General features: G+C 37.4%; 11 protein-coding genes, 1 tRNA gene and 1 other RNA gene. 7 read left to right on the top strand and 6 right to left on the bottom strand.

All coding sequences use genetic code 11. The features are described 5' to 3' along the window. Positions 1-514: 514 nt before the first annotated feature. Both ABDH28_05890 and ABDH28_05885 read left to right on the top strand, forming a co-directional pair. Positions 515-1,624, top strand: coding sequence for a P-loop NTPase (locus ABDH28_05890; protein MEN2998548.1), 1,110 nt, complete (start codon positions 515-517; stop codon positions 1,622-1,624). 91 nt (positions 1,625-1,715) lie between these two features. Further along, entirely contained in the window at positions 1,716-4,211 is a 2,496-nt protein-coding gene (locus tag ABDH28_05885; protein ID MEN2998547.1) for a DUF3536 domain-containing protein, read from the top strand. 3 nt (positions 4,212-4,214) lie between these two features. On the opposite strand, the gene rny is transcribed toward ABDH28_05885, so the two are convergent. From rny to ABDH28_05870, 3 genes are read right to left on the bottom strand one after another with little or no spacing between them, the layout of a single operon-like run. Next, the gene (rny, locus tag ABDH28_05880) at positions 4,215-5,771 is read right to left on the bottom strand and encodes a ribonuclease Y (protein ID MEN2998546.1); all 1,557 of its coding nucleotides are present in this window, start codon (positions 5,769-5,771) and stop codon (positions 4,215-4,217) included. Between the two features lie 48 nt (positions 5,772-5,819). Next, positions 5,820-7,133, bottom strand: a complete 1,314-nt coding sequence (locus ABDH28_05875) for a DUF1015 domain-containing protein (GenBank protein ID MEN2998545.1) — start codon at positions 7,131-7,133, stop codon at positions 5,820-5,822. A 25-nt stretch (positions 7,134-7,158) separates the two neighbouring features. Then, complete coding sequence (locus ABDH28_05870) at positions 7,159-8,268, bottom strand: hypothetical protein (protein MEN2998544.1); 1,110 nt, start codon at positions 8,266-8,268, stop codon at positions 7,159-7,161. 305 nt (positions 8,269-8,573) lie between these two features. Here ABDH28_05870 and ABDH28_05865 point away from each other — a divergent pair, with 305 nt between their 5' ends. Both ABDH28_05865 and dnaA read left to right on the top strand, forming a co-directional pair. Further along, positions 8,574-9,008: a transcription antitermination factor NusB gene (locus tag ABDH28_05865; GenBank protein ID MEN2998543.1), complete on the top strand. Its 435-nt coding sequence runs from the start codon at positions 8,574-8,576 to the stop codon at positions 9,006-9,008. A gap of 203 nt (positions 9,009-9,211) precedes the next feature. Beyond that, positions 9,212-10,681 (top strand): chromosomal replication initiator protein DnaA, encoded by a 1,470-nt coding sequence (gene dnaA / locus ABDH28_05860; protein MEN2998542.1) that lies wholly within the window; start codon positions 9,212-9,214, stop codon positions 10,679-10,681. Positions 10,682-10,774: 93 nt separating this feature from the next. Here the strand turns inward: dnaA and ABDH28_05855 are convergent. Both ABDH28_05855 and yajC read right to left on the bottom strand, forming a co-directional pair. Next, positions 10,775-10,865, bottom strand: a tRNA-Ser gene (locus ABDH28_05855). Between the two features lie 25 nt (positions 10,866-10,890). Next, on the bottom strand, positions 10,891-11,181 hold the full coding sequence (gene yajC / locus ABDH28_05850; GenBank protein ID MEN2998541.1) for a preprotein translocase subunit YajC: 291 nt from the start codon (positions 11,179-11,181) through the stop codon (positions 10,891-10,893). Positions 11,182-11,502: 321 nt separating this feature from the next. Here yajC and ilvB point away from each other — a divergent pair, with 321 nt between their 5' ends. From ilvB to dnaJ, 3 genes are all read left to right on the top strand, one after another. After that, positions 11,503-13,194 carry a biosynthetic-type acetolactate synthase large subunit gene (gene ilvB, locus ABDH28_05845; GenBank protein MEN2998540.1) on the top strand — a complete coding sequence of 564 codons (1,692 nt, stop codon included), beginning with the start codon at positions 11,503-11,505 and terminating at the stop codon, positions 13,192-13,194. After that, positions 13,192-13,514, top strand: an RNA gene (gene rnpB, locus ABDH28_05840) — RNase P RNA component class A. Before ilvB ends, rnpB begins: the two co-directional genes overlap by 3 nt. 85 nt (positions 13,515-13,599) lie before the next feature. Continuing rightward, complete coding sequence (gene dnaJ, locus ABDH28_05835; GenBank protein ID MEN2998539.1) at positions 13,600-14,721, top strand: molecular chaperone DnaJ; 1,122 nt, start codon at positions 13,600-13,602, stop codon at positions 14,719-14,721. Between the two features lie 23 nt (positions 14,722-14,744). Here the strand turns inward: dnaJ and ABDH28_05830 are convergent, their stop codons facing one another. Continuing rightward, positions 14,745-15,449: an ABC transporter ATP-binding protein gene (locus ABDH28_05830; GenBank protein MEN2998538.1), complete on the bottom strand. Its 705-nt coding sequence runs from the start codon at positions 15,447-15,449 to the stop codon at positions 14,745-14,747. Positions 15,450-15,769 lie beyond the last annotated feature (320 nt).

The raw sequence follows: 15,769 nt of genomic DNA, 5'->3' as shown, positions 1-15,769 counted from the left end.
TTGCCTCGTAAAATAAAGGCAAAAGGAGGAATATATGAATCACAGAAAAACTATAAATCACTTCATCAAAAACTTTCTATTTGACCTTTCATCCAAGCTCAGGAAAAAGATAGCGGAAGTTGTCCTCTTATATTCTTCTACTTTCTAGGTAAGGCAGGTATGCTAGGGTTAGGAAGGGAAGATTTGAGAATTGCTAGGATGAGTTATGAACACGAGGTATTCAGAATACTTTTTCACAAAAAAATACCAAACTCTTAACCAAACTTCAGAAGCAAGCAATAGAGTCTAAAATTTAAACAAAGCATTGCTCTCTTCTTATCTTGCAGTCCCTGTCGGGACTGGGCGAATACTCTTCTTAAAAGCACCTAAGAGAGAAGTAGCGAAGTCATAACAGACGAAAAACCAGAGGAAGTAAGTAAGCAAAAAGCTTAGAGTTTTGTTTACCGATTCAGTGAAATTGGAATTTATTGAGGCCTAGAATGCAAATTTGAAAACTATCTCAAATTTTGTTAATATGATGTATCCAAAAAAGGAAGGCTTTATGGTTACGAGAGATGAGGTTATTGAGGTGCTAAAGCATGTTACTGATCCAGAGGTAGGAAGGGATATAGTTGAGATGGGGATGGTTAGGACCATAGAAGTTAAAGAGAACGAAATTGAATGTGAAATAATACTTACAACTCCCGCTTGTCCTGCAAAGAACAAAATAGAAAGTGACGTAAAGAATATCCTCAACCAAAAATTTGGAGAAAAATACAAAATCAATGTTATTGTTGGAAGTGATGTAAGGAAAGCTCCCGATAACCCTATTTACAGAGCAAGCGGAGCTAGAATCATTAACCTTGACAACATAGAAAAGATTAGAAACATTATTGCAGTCTACAGTTGTAAAGGAGGTGTTGGGAAAACTACCGTTGCAGTGAACCTATCTATTGCCTTGGCTAAATATGGTGCTAGAGTTGGACTACTGGATCTTGACCTACATGGCCCCAATGTTCCAACAATGCTAGGACTGATTGGACAACCTAAAGTCAAGGATCTAAAGATAATACCTCCAGAGATCTACGGTGTGAAAGTTTTTTCTCCAGGGTTACTCATAGATAGATCCTTTCCAATAATGTGGAGAGGGCCAATTCAGACTGTTGCAGTAAAACAATTATTTGAAGACATTCTATGGGGAGAGATTGATTATCTTGTCCTAGACCTACCACCCGGAACCGGAGATATACATATAACACTTTCTCAAAATATTCCTATATCTGGCATGGTTATGGTTTCCACACCCCAGCTATTGGCAATTATTGACACAATAAAAGGTGTGAACATGTTTGAGAAGATGGGAGTTCCTACAATAGGTATAATTCTGAATATGAGCTACTACTTATGTCCACACTGCAGTAGAAAGATCCATATATTCCCTAAAGTCAACATAGATGACTATTCTGAGGGTCAAAAAATAGATATACTTGGTGAACTGCCTTTGGACCCAAAAATAGCTGAACTAAGCGACAGAGGAATACCCATAGTGATTGAGGATGAAGAAAATTACATCTCAAAGTTATTTGCGGATATATCCTCAAAAGTTGCTTCCAATCTGAGCACAATCTCCATCAAGAAATCCTAAAAATTTGTACCGAGTTAGACGAAAAACCTAGCTGTATCTTGTTACTGAAAGAACAGTATATAAATAATTAAATCCCCAAGGAGGTAAGACAATGAAAAAACCCAACTTCTATCTAGTTATACATGGTCACTTCTACCAACCCCCAAGAGAAGATCCATTTACCGGGGAAATAGATCTTCAAGACTCTGCCCACCCTTGGCATAACTGGAACCAGAGAATAACCGAAGAATGCTACACTTCAAACGCATTCTCCAGAGTTTTAGATAACTTTGGAAGAATACAAGCAATAATAAACAACTACGAATACATCAGTTTTAACTTTGGCCCCACACTACTAAGCTATTTGGAAAAGTATCATAGGAAGACCTATGAGAAAATAATAGAAGCAGATTTTAAAAGTAGGGAAAGAAACAACAACCATGGCAATGCTATAGCCCAAGCGTATAACCACACTATTCTTCCTCTATCCTCAGACAAAGACAAGATAACCCAGATAGAATGGGCAATAAAAGACTTCAGAAAGAGGTTTGAGAGAGAGCCAGAAGGGATGTGGCTACCAGAAACTGCAGTTAATAATGTAGTGGTTCAGTTCTTGATACAATACGGAATAAAGTTTATAGTCCTATCACCAACTCAAGCCGAAAAAGTAAGACCAATAAATGGGAAAGAGTGGATAGACGTATCAAAAGGTAACATTGATTTTTCAGAACCTTATATTCTCAGAGAACCTAATGGAGACATAGCTGTTTTCTTTTTCAACGGTCCATTATCTCACGCGGTAAGTTTTAACCACCTTCTAAGAAGCTCCGAAGGCTTTAGAGACGCCATACTTTCTCACAGAAACCCAAATAAAGAAGTTTTCTTCCTATCAATTGCAACAGATGGTGAGGTATACGGACATCACGAACCTTTTGGAGATATGTGTCTCTCATCCCTGATATTCAGAAATCAGTTTGAGAAAGATTTCATTCTGACAAACTTTGCTAATGTTCTAGAAATAATAAAGCCCAGATACGAAGTAGTCATAAAGAAAGGGAACAATGGCCTAGGAACATCTTGGAGTTGTGTTCATGGGGTTGATAGATGGTATAGAGACTGCGGATGTACGACTGGATCACAGGTTGGGTGGAACCAGATGTGGAGAGAACCCCTAAGAAACGCCTTTGATAACCTAAGGGATGAGATTTACGCACTGGCTGAGGAAAAATTATCACATCTCATCAACAATGTATGGAAGGCAAGGAATGATTATATTGACCTAGTCTTCGCAAGATCCTCTTTACCCCCAAATGAGTGGAAGAACATAGCAAACAATTTTCTAAACAAGCATAAGAAGAGAGAATTATCCGACGAAGAGAAGATACTAACAATGAAATTTATGGAAGCCCTATACAGCGAGATGCTTATGTATACAAGTTGCGGTTGGTTCTTTGCTGATATCTCAGGAATAGAAACAGTGCAAGTTATGAAATATGCATCTTACATCTTCTTCTTACTTAGAGAATATCTAAGACCCGAAATTAAAGAGAGGTTTCTAGAGATTCTAAGTAGAGCAAAAAGCAACATAAGACAATTCAACGACGGTAGATGGATATTTGAAAATTGGATAGAAAAGTATAAGTTCACTCCTGAGCGAGTTTTGTCACAATACATACTTTACAAGTTTCTTATAAACGACGGGAAACTCCACTCAAAGGAAGATTACTATTACTATTCTATATTCGTTGAAAAACCTACAACTTATGACATTGACGGATTTAAAGTTTTCTCTGGAATCGCAGAAATGTTTAACAACATACTCCTTGAAAAGCAAAAGTTCATCTACTATATATTCGTTTCTTTCACCACAGGTGAGGTGCATATATACACCAGAGAGTATATGCATGAAGGAATAGAAAACTACATCAATAAGGTTCTAAAAGAACTGACATTTCCCAAAATTAAGAAATTCTTTGAGGACTGGTTTTCCGGAGGATATTCGCTCATTGACGTAAAATATGAGGTTAGAGAAAAAATACTCTACAAGATATTTGAAACTAAGTTCAAATCTCTTAGAGCTAAGTCCGACTTTGATGTTACAGAGTATCTTAAGGTTATAGAAAGTTATTCACTTCTAGGTGTAAAGCTACCGAAAGAAGAAAAAACTCTGATATCTTACCTACTCAAGGAATTTATTGATAAGGAAGCGGAGAGTATCAGTCAAGGTAAAAAAGTGGACATAATGTATCTCTCCAAAGTCATGAAAGTCTTAAGAGAAAACAACATAGAGATACCGATGACAAACTTAGAGAAAGCCCTGCACCACTATATAAACTCCGAACTTGATAAAGTTATGAGTAAAGCTTCTGAGGAAAAAATAGAGAGTTTAGCCTCACTTATGGATTTTATTATCAGAAATGGTGTAAACATAACCAATAGAAGAGAACTTGAGAACAAAGTATACGAATACTTACATTCTGATAGTTTTAAGCTTATATCAGAGCGTATGAGGAAAGAGGGGAAAACGAAAACGTTGTTTGAACTATTGGATCTATTTGAGAAGTTCAATATATCAACTATTGCCTTTAGGGCGAAAGAGGAAGAATAATTGTTACCTTACTGTTTCTACAATTCTTGTTTCCCTTATAAGAGTAACTTTTATTTGACCTGGGAAGGAGATCTCGTCATATATCTTTTTCGCTATTTCTTTAGCAATAACCTTTGCTTCTTCGTCAGAGACCTTTGCACTGTCAACGAATACTCTAAGTTCCCTACCTGCTTGAATTGCGTAAGCTTTCTCAACACTGGAAATAGAAAGTGCAATTTTCTCAAGATTCTCAAGTCTCTTCAGATAGTTCTCTATGTTTTCTTTTCTAGCACCTGGTCTTGCAGCGGAAATAGCATCGGCAGTTGCAATTAAGCTAGATTCAATAAAGAGAGGTTCAACCTCACCATGATGTGAGGCAATAGCGTTAACAATTCTATCCGAATAACCCCAGGATTTTGCTAAACTAGCTCCAACACTCGCATGCCCACCTTCTGCATCATTACACACCTTACCTATATCGTGCAGTAATCCAGCTCTTTTGACAACCGAAGAATCCATTTCCAACTCTTCAGCTATTCTAGCTGCAATAAGTGCTACCTCTATTGAGTGTTGCAAGATGTTCTGCGAATAACTGTATTTAAACTTCATCTTTCCAACATATTTATACTCTTCATTTGACATCGGTTGAATACCAAGCTGAAGATATGCCTCCTCACCTATCTTGTATAATTCATTTTCAAACTCGCTATTAACTCTTGCGAAAACTTCCTCTATCATTGTAGGATGTATTCTCCCATCGTCAACAAGCTTAATAAGGGTTCTTCTTGCTATCTCCCTCCTCACAGGATCAAAACAAGATAGGACCACTGCATTAGGAGTATCATCTATTATAACATCTACTCCCGTTATCGTCTCAAAAGCTCTTATATTCCTGCCTTCTCTTCCTATTATCCTGCCTTTCATCTCATCATTCGGCAAGTTTACGGTGGATACTACACTCTCATTTACAACATCCAATGCTATTCTCTGGATAGAATCAACTAAAATCTTCCTAGCTTTCTCAAGTGCAATCTGCCTATACTCGTTTTCAATTTTGTGAACTAAATCAATGGAAGCTAGCTCTACATCCTTCCTTATGCTCTCTATAAGCAAGTTTCTGGCATCTTCCTCACTCATATTGGCTACTCTTTCAAGATCTTCCTTTATCTTATTCCTCACTCGTTGTAGCTCTTCTTCTAGATCCCTAAGCTCCTTCTCCTTTATTGCTATTTCCTTCTCCTTTCTCTGTAAATAAGATTCTTTCCTCTCAAGAATCTCTTCCTTGCTAGCTAACCTCCTCTCCAGTATCTGCAAGTCTTTCCTTATATTTCTTAAATCTTTTTCAACATCTTCCCTATATTTGTTTATTTCTTCTTTAGCTGAAGAGAGAAACTTCGCCTTAAGATCTTCTGCTTCCTTGTAAGCAAGATTTATGAGGTTTTCTTTCTCATCAATTGCACTCTTTATTATCGCGTCTGCTTTCTCTTTAGCCTTAGTCAACCTCAATCTATCTAAAGTTATAAATATCCCTGCTGTAGAGAGAACACAAACTAAAGCTACTACTAGTAATTCCCATCCCATATCAATCTCCTATTTCTTGTATTTTAGAGCAAATAAACAGTCAGGAGGTCACTGCTCGCCAAAAAGATACAGTAATAACCCACTCTCTATCTTAGGATAAAAGTCAGTAGACTTCTGTGGCATAACTAATCCCGCTTCAGAAACCTTTATAACATCACTAATACTCACGGGGTTAAGAATAAATGCAAGATCCCTTACTCCCTTCTTCACAATAGATATAGCCTCTTTTTCATACCTAATGTAATCAACATAAGCTTTAGAAAGCACTTGTTGTTCCGAGAGTCCCAATATTTCCTTAAGCACAAGTTCAGTAAATATGGATACATCAAGAGAGGCAACCTCCTTACCTAAACTTTTTGCATACTTATCTATAATACTCTGCTTTATTTCATCCTTCAGAGTTATAAGGTATAATTTATTTGGATCATACATTGAAAAAACACCAAAACATACCATCTGTTTCTGCTTTCTTTCATTCATAACCAACCTAAGTTTATTTATAGCCATATCTGCAATCTGCTCAGAGTAATTTACAACAGCTACCTTGAAATATTCGCTAATTTTCTTCAAGAAGTTATCCTGTGAAAACGACTCAACTTTGACTAACCTGTGAGTTGGTAATATCACGAGATCTTTGGAATACATATTGAAAAAAGTTCCTATAACATAGGAATACGGATCACTTTCTGTGCCTCCTCTTTCCTTTGAATAGAGAAGCGTTGTTTCATATCTATGGTGTCCATCGGCTATGTATATTCTTGTATTGGATATTGCCTCAAGGATATACTCTTCAAGCTGTTTATTGGGTATCTTCCATACAGTATGTTTAACCCCATCATCATCAATAGCAGTCTTGGCAGTATAGTCAAACTCCATATCATATACCTTACTATTAACCTTGTTCTCCTTGTCTGCATATAGGAAGAACAGAGATTCCAGCTGTCCCTGAACTGCTTCCATCAGCTTCCTTCTATCTTCCTTAGGACCTCCAAATGTCCTCTCATGTCTAAATACACCACTTCCATAATCTTCAACCCTAAGCAGAGCTACCACCCCTCTCCTCTTGTAGTTTACACCACCCACACTGAACTTTTGCTCGTATATGAAGATTCCAGGATCGGGATCAGTTACTACCACATCCTTAAGCAACCAACTGAGAAGTCTCTTCCTTGCATTACTATACTTCTCATCCCCCTCTCCTTCAGGAAGAGTAAGATGAACTATGTTATAAATACTCTTTGAAGCGTAGACTTCCCTCTGCTCAGGAGTTATCACATCATAAGGAGGAGCAACAACTAAGTTCAGATCATTGACTACTTTGATGTTATATCCTGTTGATTTGAAAGGCTTAAGCAAAGGCATGTTTTTAAACTCCTACTTACCATCCCTAGCTTATGTTATACCTGTTTGCTATTGATTTTAAAGTATTGTTAACCTCCTTAGCAATATCAAGCAAAAAATCTTTCTTTCTTAACTTTATCTCATGAGTTACAGGTAGTCTACCCTCAGCTATATCCCTCAGTTCTTTCTTTATCCTGTGAACAGGACCAGCAATCTTATGAGAAAAGAACAACCCAAAAACTACTATTAGGATTATCTGCAGAACACTTAAAGCTAAAATAGGTTTCCAGTATAAGTCAAGTAAGTTGTAAGCTTTCTTCCCATATGTTCTGGTCTCATAGGATAACACACTGTTATAACTTCTGACACTTGCAACAATTAACTTTATCTTTGAAATACTCGCTGATAGCGAAGATACTACTGATTCATCAATCCCACTAGCTCTTAAATTCGCTACCAATAAATCCACTTCCTCTGTAAACTTCGGAACATTCGTCAGAAAATTATATGCATCCATAACAGTAATCTTAAAAGTATCAAAATCTTTCCTAAATCCCATTACAGTATTGATGTCCTTCTCGTCTGAGAGAATGGAAAGCACCTTATCTAAAGTCTCTGTAGCTACTTCAAATTCACATTCTTGTATACCTCTCTCAATATTTATCCTCCATATCCCCACTTCACTCTTTATCCTCTCACTATCCAGACCCCCAGTTCTTAAATTCCCCTTCTTGATAGCTTCGTTGATTACGTAGAATATACTCTCCTCAGAACCAAGTGAAATCTTACCTATAAGTTTTTTCCTAAGCTCTATAGCTTCCTTTATACTACCCTCAACTTTGTTTAACCCTCTAATATAAGCCTCTATATCAGATAAAATTCTGTTTTTCAGATTAGGCTCAATCGTAGTAATCCCATTTACTATGTTCCTTACCCTTACACTTTCAATTGATAGATCAGTGGTTTTGTAAAAATCTTTAACAAGCTCCTCAAATAACACACCTCTTGCAAACTTCTGACTATCAACATAAAGTATAAACCCTAAGGAAACTACAGCACTTATCAAAACAAGCACAACAAAGTTTAGGATAAATTTCGTCTGAAATGGTTTATCCACAAAATATCTAAACCTCTTTTTCTTCTTTGCCTGACCCATAATAACCTCCTTGCTTTTACACTTCTATTCTAAAATATATATCGTTATTATTCAACAAAAAATTCAATGTAGCAATAAATTCCAAATTTCCGTAAACTTTTCTTACTTACCTTTTAGTCTTCACCAGTCACAAAACTTCACCTTGCATCAAGCCATTAGGTGCTTATCAAGAGAACATTTACCTAGTTTTCCGACAGAGACTACGAGAAAAACAAAAAACTACACCTAATTGTTAAACTTTGAAGTTCATTGAATGTAGTTAAATTAAAATGAAATGAGGTAACATTTTTATTGATAATTACATCGTGCTGAAATTTGACAAAACTATCTCTAGAGAAATATCCCTTCAAGGAATATATCAACACTTACTAGGTGTTCCGAACGAAGATATCCTAAAGCTTATGTGGGTTGAGGAAGTTCTTGGAGAAGAACTAGAGTATAGAAACAAAAAATTCATACTCCAATATTCTAGGAAAATACTGGAGTTTTACTTCTCAAAATACAGAGAAATAGAGGGTATATTTACGAAATTCTACACCAAAAACCCTGAAACAATATCCTCCATAGACAAAGCAATACTTCTTCTAGGTATAACGATGCTATTGCTGGGTGATGTATCTCATAGAATAGTTATAGATGAAATTGTTAACCTCTCTAAAGCTTATAGTTCGGGGAATACAGTTTACAAAATGGTTAATAAATTTATGGACTCCGTAGCAAAAAACCAAAGTGTTTCCTAATCTTAGTTTTACTTTCCTTTTCTTGATAATTTGTAAAAACTAACTTAACCTACCTCTCAAACAAATTGCTCTCCATCTTTGTTTTTATCTAGAAAACGTGAAACCTATGTAGAGTTAGATAAATCTAATAAAACAACAAAGTTAGTATTGATAAAGGCAAATGGAATTGTTTATAAATATATTTACCAACTTAAGGCACTACTATGAACGCTCTTTTGAGGGTATGGGAGGAATTCGTAAATATAGCTACCATTGGAAATGAATTTGACAAATTAGTCTTGTCAAAAGTAAAACCACACTATAGAGGTGGGAAATTCTTCATCTTGGTTAAGGACGAATTCACTAAGATTTGGATAGAGAAGAACTACCTTGATAGGATCATTTCCACTTTTAAGTATTATGATGTTGAGGTTGAGTTAACTATTGAGAATGAGAAAGCAGAAAATGTTGACGAACAAAAAATTAGCTCTAATTTGAATCTTGAGTCTAAGGAAGAAAAAAGCACTAGAAGATTCTCAAGCAGTAGGGTTAAAAAGACGCTAGAGAAGGAGATAGAAAAAGTTGATGGCAACGTAATCGTAGTTGAAAAAGTCAAAAACGATGTTAGTACTCCTACATTATCAGTTATAAATCCCAAGTATACTTTTGATTCGTTTGTAGTAGGTCCAAGTAATGACCTTGCCTATCACTCAGCGCTAAATGTGAGTAGGTATCCCGGTAGGAATTACAATCCTCTTTTCATTTATGGAGTTGTCGGAATAGGCAAAACACATCTTTTACACGCTATAGCGAACGAGGTCCTTAAAGAAAGAAAACTTAAGAAAGTCTTGTATGTAACAAGCGAACAATTCGCAAGCGAATTTTTCAATTCTCTAAACTCAAGAAGTATCCACTCCTTTAGGTTAAAATATAGAGAAGCAGATATACTTCTGATAGATGATGTTCAGTTTTTCAAAGCTTCAATGAAACAAGTAATTGACGAACTCTTCCACACTTTCAATAAGTTAGCTCATGACAAAAAACAGATGGTATTCACAAGTGATAGGACTCCCAGAGAACTTGATGAGATAGGTGATAGAATGATCAGTAGATTTGAAGGAGGATTAGTCGTAGAGATAAAGAAACCTGAATTTGAAACCAGGTTGAAGATAGTTGATATGAAACTAAAAGCAGAAGGTATAGAAATAGATGAAAAGTTTAAGCACTTCATCGCCAATAGCATTCAGAGCAATGTCAGATCACTTGAGTCTGCTGTAAACAGAATATCTGCATTCATTAATTTTAAAAAGGGTAAGCTAAACATAGATGTACTGAAAACTCTATTGAAGGATCTGATGGAAACTGACCAAAGTGGGAAAGAGTTTGTTGAAATAGTCTATACTATTGATGACATTGTTAAGGCAGTAGCAAAGTATTACAACACCGACGAAAACAGCTTAGTTGACAATAACAAAAGAGAGGATCTAATTCTTGCAAGGCAGATAGCCATGTATTTAGCTAAAAAACTAACCAACTTGACATTCTCACAGATAGGTGAGAAATTCGGAAAGGTTCACAGCACTGCTATGAGAGCTTATGAAAGAGTTGAATCTCTGGTAAAGAGAGACCTAGTAGTAAAAGATCAGATCAAGGAGATAATTTCCATCCTTAGAAAGAAGAAAAGGATAATCTAAACCTGCTCAGAAATGTTTTAAAACCTCCATGTAACAACTTCACTAGAACTGATCGTAAAACAGCTTTTTGTAAAGTAATTACAGTACATGTTGCGGAGAGGGTGGGATTTGAACCCACGGTGGCACTTTTCAGTACCACGACGGTTTAGCAAACCGTTGCCTTAGACCTCTCGGCCACCTCTCCTAAGATTGGTAAAGTATAAACAAATCTATTTCTTTTCCTCAACTTTGTCCTGAAGAACTGATACTATAAAATCCTTGCCAATCTCTACTAGAGTTTCTTTTGATATTCTCGCTTTTATTATACCCCTGTCTTCATCTCTCGAGACAAATTCTGCTATTATCCCACCAGCTGTAACAAATCTGTCTCCCTCCTTCATCTCGCTTATCTGACGCATAAGTTTTTTCCTTCTCCTATTCTCAGGGAAAATGATCAAAAAGTAAAAGACTACAAACATTAAGATAAGGAGTATGAGAAATGACAAGCCTCCATCTTGCATAATCCACCTCTTTATTCAGAATTATAAACATACCTGCAACGAAGTCTAAAATTCACAATCAAGTATAGTTTTCTCTTTTTATTTCTCTTGCAGTTTCTGTCATAACTGGGTAAATATTCCTCTTAACGAGTATCTAAAAGGTTTGACGTAAAGCAAAGTTTTGTGACTAGTAATGCTCTTTAGAAACTAAAGAGTAAGTAAGCAAAAAGTTTAGAATCTCACCTAGTGGAAACTGGAATCTTTGACTCTAGTAGTCTTCAGTTGCTAGTTATCTCTAACATTTTCTATAATATTTCTGTAATTCTATACGAGGTACATTTTATGAAGCTTTCTGGTGCCAAAATACTTCTTGAATCTTTGAAAAAGGAAGGCGTATCAAAGATTTTCGGATACCCTGGTGGAGCCATACTACCCACATTTGACGAACTATACAGAGAGAGAGATATAAGTATCTATCTTGTCAGACATGAACAAAACGCAACATTTGCAGCAAACGGCTTTGCTAGAGTTAGCGGTAAACCTGGAACGGTGATTGTTACCAGTGGTCCAGGCGCCACTAATACAGTTACTGGGATTGCTAATGCATACATGGACTCTGTACCCATTGTTGTCATAACCGGACAGGTAGCTACCTCTCTTATAGGAAGTGATGCATTTCAGGAAGTTGATATTACAGGGATTACAAGACCAATAACCAAATGGAATAGGATTGTCAAAAGAGTTGAAGACCTTGCATGGACTGTTAAAGCTGCATACTACATTGCAAGTTCTGGAAGACCTGGTCCTGTTGTAATTGACTTCCCAAAAGACGTTCAAGTTATGGAAACAGAGTTTGAATACCCTGAGCATATAGAGATAAGGAGTTACAAACCGCAATATAAGGGACATCCTATTCAAATAAAGAAGGCGGTTGAGGTTATAAAGAAGGCAAAGAAGCCGGTAATATACTGTGGGGGAGGAGTTATTAACTCAAATGCCTCAAAAGAACTCGTTGAATTTGCTGAAAAACTAAATGCACCTGTTGCTACTACTCTTATGGCATTAGGAGCTATTGATTCGGAACATCCTCTCAACCTTGGTATGCTTGGGATGCACGGCAGTGTTGCTACAAACTATGCTGTGAGTCATTGTGACGTACTTATTGCAATCGGTGCTAGATTTGATGACAGAGTAACGGGAAAGGTTGAAACATTTGCCCCAAACTCGGTTAAGATTCATATTGACATAGACCCTTCTTCTATAAGCAAAAACATAGCTGTTGATGTCCCAATAGTTGGTGATGTTAAAGAAGTACTTAAAGAGCTCATTCCATTGGTTGATAAGTTAGATACAGAAGAATGGCTTAACCAGATAAGAGAATGGCAGAAATCGCACCCTCTTAGGTATAAGCAAAGTGAGACTTCTGTAAAACCTCAATATCTTATAGAAACAGTTTCTGACATGACAAGTGGCAAAGCTATAGTAGTCTCCGATGTTGGACAACATCTTATGTGGGTTGCTCAATATTACAAATTCAAGTATCCTAGAACATGGCTTTGTTCAGGTGGTCTTGGGTCTATGGGGTATGGATTTCCTGCAGCTATAGGAGCAAAAGTTGCTAGACCTGATATGAATGTAATTGCTTTCGTTGGAGATGGATCCTTCCAGATGAGTCTGCAGGATCTCGCCTCTGTGTCTGAATATGGGCTGGACGTTAAGGTTGTGATAGTGAATAACTTTTACCTTGGTATGGTTAGACAATGGCAGGAATTGTTTTACGGCAAGAGATACTCATCGGTATTCCTCGCTCCCTCTGAGGACAGGTATATACCTGACTTTGTAAAGCTCGCGGATGCATACAACATTAAAGGCATAAGGGTTGAAAAACCTAGTGAACTTAGGAATGCAGTTTCCACCATGCTTGAACACAAGGGACCGTTTATCCTAGATGTTTGGGTTGAGAAGGAAGAGAATGTTCTACCCATGGTTCCTGCTGGAAGAGGGCTTTTAGAGATGATAGAAGGTATGGCGTAGGTGAGGTCAAGTAGGTCGCTCCAGTATGGAGAGGAACTTCCGGATAATTGTGGTGTCTCTGCTGGCGAAGAGCCAGTTTTCCAAGGGATAGGCCACAGAAACTAGACCGCCGGGAAACCGGCAAGGGTGAAAGGGTGGGGTAAGAGCCCACCGGCTTAGCTGTGAAGTTAAGCGCTGGTCTTCCCCAGAGTTACAACTTTAAGCAGTGGCAGCAGGCTACACCACACCTATGCCACGGGTGAAAGGCAAAAACATCTACGCAAGTAGATGCTTAAGACAGATGACCTACTAAACAGAATCCGGGGTACCTCACTTACGCCAGATTATTGATTTTTCCAAATTTTTATATAAATTTAAGTTCTGGACTCTTAGAGTGCGAAAATTATAAAATTTAGGAGTAGGAGCATGAACAGAATGACTAAGGACTACTATGAAATTCTCGGAGTTCCTAGAAACGCCTCAAAAGAGGAAATAAAGAAAGCCTACAGAAGGCTTGCCTTAAAATACCATCCTGACAGAAACCCGGGAAACAAAGAGGCCGAGGAGAGATTCAAGGAGATAAATGAGGCTTACGAAGTCCTAAGTGATGACGAGAAAAGGAAGATATACGATCTCTACGGTGTTGAAGGATTGAAAGGAGCAACAGCCTACAGAAATGCTAGTGCAGGAGATACTGGATATAGATGGAGAGACTTTGGAGGATTTGGCACAGGCTTCGGCTTTGAGGATATATTTGAGGACATATTTGACTCTTTCTTTGGAACTACCACAAGAAGAACTTCCAGAACCACCAAAGAAGCCTCTCCGAAAAAAGGAGAAGATATCTACGTTGAGATGGAGGTATCCCTAGAAGATATATACTTCGGAACTACTAAGTCCGTTAGTCTGGACAAAAAGGAAGTGTGTCACTCTTGCAATGGACTAGGAACAAGAGGAGGAAGAAAACCCGATGTATGTCCGACCTGCAGAGGTAGTGGAACAGTAACTATGCGAGAGGGCTTTTTCTCTCTTACCACAACCTGTCCAACTTGTAAGGGAGCAGGAACTACAATTAAGGACTATTGCCCAGTTTGCGGTGGCAGTGGAATAGTAAATAAGAAGAAGACAATTGAGTTTAAGGTTCCTAAAGGAATAGAAGATGGCATGATGGTAAGAGTGCGAGGTGAAGGTAACGCGGGTAGAAATGGTGGAAGTCCGGGAGACCTGTATGTAGTGATAAAGCAAAAACCTCACTACTTCTATAAAAGAGAAGGGCTTGATCTTAAGTGCGAAATAACCATTCCATTTACTAAAGCTGTGCTAGGAGGAGAAGTTGATATACCTTCCCTTGACGCTAAGTCCATAAAGTTAAGAATACCTGAGGGAACCCAACCTAACGATGTTTTGAGAATAAGAGGAGCTGGACTTGAGGACGACAAAGGAAGAAGAGGTGATATATACTGCAAAGTAAATGTAAAACTTCCAAGAGTGCTTAACACTAGGCAAAGATTTCTCATAGAACAACTTGCTAAGGAACTCGGAGAGTAATACAAAATTCTAATTCTAACTTTCTATCCTAAGTAAGCCCTCTTAACTTCTTCAGAAGAGCTAAGTAATTCCTTTGATCCGCTTAGCACAATTCTGCCAGTTTCAATCACATACCCTCTATCTGCTACCTCCATTGCTTTGTTTGCATTTTGTTCTATCAATAAGATTGACATCTCTCTCTTCAGTTCCGAAATTACCTTAAATATAGCATTTATTACCTTAACTCCTAGTCCCATTGAAGGCTCATCCAGCATCATAAGCTTAGGTCTAGACATCAAAGCTCTCCCTATTGCTAGCATTTGTTGCTCACCACCGCTCAGAGTTCCAGCCTTCTGTGTTCTCCGTTCATACAATATTGGAAAAAGCGAAAATACATTCTCTAGCGTTGCCATTTTTAGCTTTTTATCACTTATTAAGAAAGCTCCCATTTCCAGATTCTCAAGCACCGTAAGCTTCGGAAACACTTTTCTTCCTTCCGGCACCTGAACTAATCCCATTCTAACCCTATTATGAGGTGGGAGGTTGGTTATATCTATTCCAGAGAATATTATCTTACCTTTTCTTACAGGAACTAATCCTGCAAGAGTGTTAACTAGAGTAGTTTTTCCAGCACCGTTTGCACCAAGAATACACACTATTTCACCATAGTCTACATCTATTGACACTTCCTTTAGCACTTCAATCTTACCATAACCAGAAACCACTCTTTCCACTTTCAACAAACCCATACTTTTAGCAATTATAAATAAATACTTACCCCGGATTCATTGTTCAGGATCCTGAAGTTTAGTTAAGAGTTTGGTACTTTTTTGTGAAAAAGTATTCTGAATACCTCTTGTTCATAACTCATCCAAGCAATTCTCAAATCTTCCCTTCCTAACCCTAGCATACCTGCCTTACCTAGAAGGTAGAAGAATATAAGAGGACAACTTCCGCTATCTTTTTCCTGAGCTTGGATGAAAGGTCAAATAGAAAGTTTTTGATGAAGTGATTTATAGTTTTTCTGTGATTCATATATTCCTCCTTTTGCCTTTATTTTACGAGGCAA

The sequence above is a fragment of the Brevinematia bacterium genome (genome assembly GCA_039630355.1).
GTDB lineage: Bacteria > Spirochaetota > Brevinematia > DTOW01 > DTOW01 > SKYB106.
The sequence above is the reverse complement of the archived record's forward strand: the minus strand, read 5'-3'. Positions and strand labels throughout refer to the sequence as shown.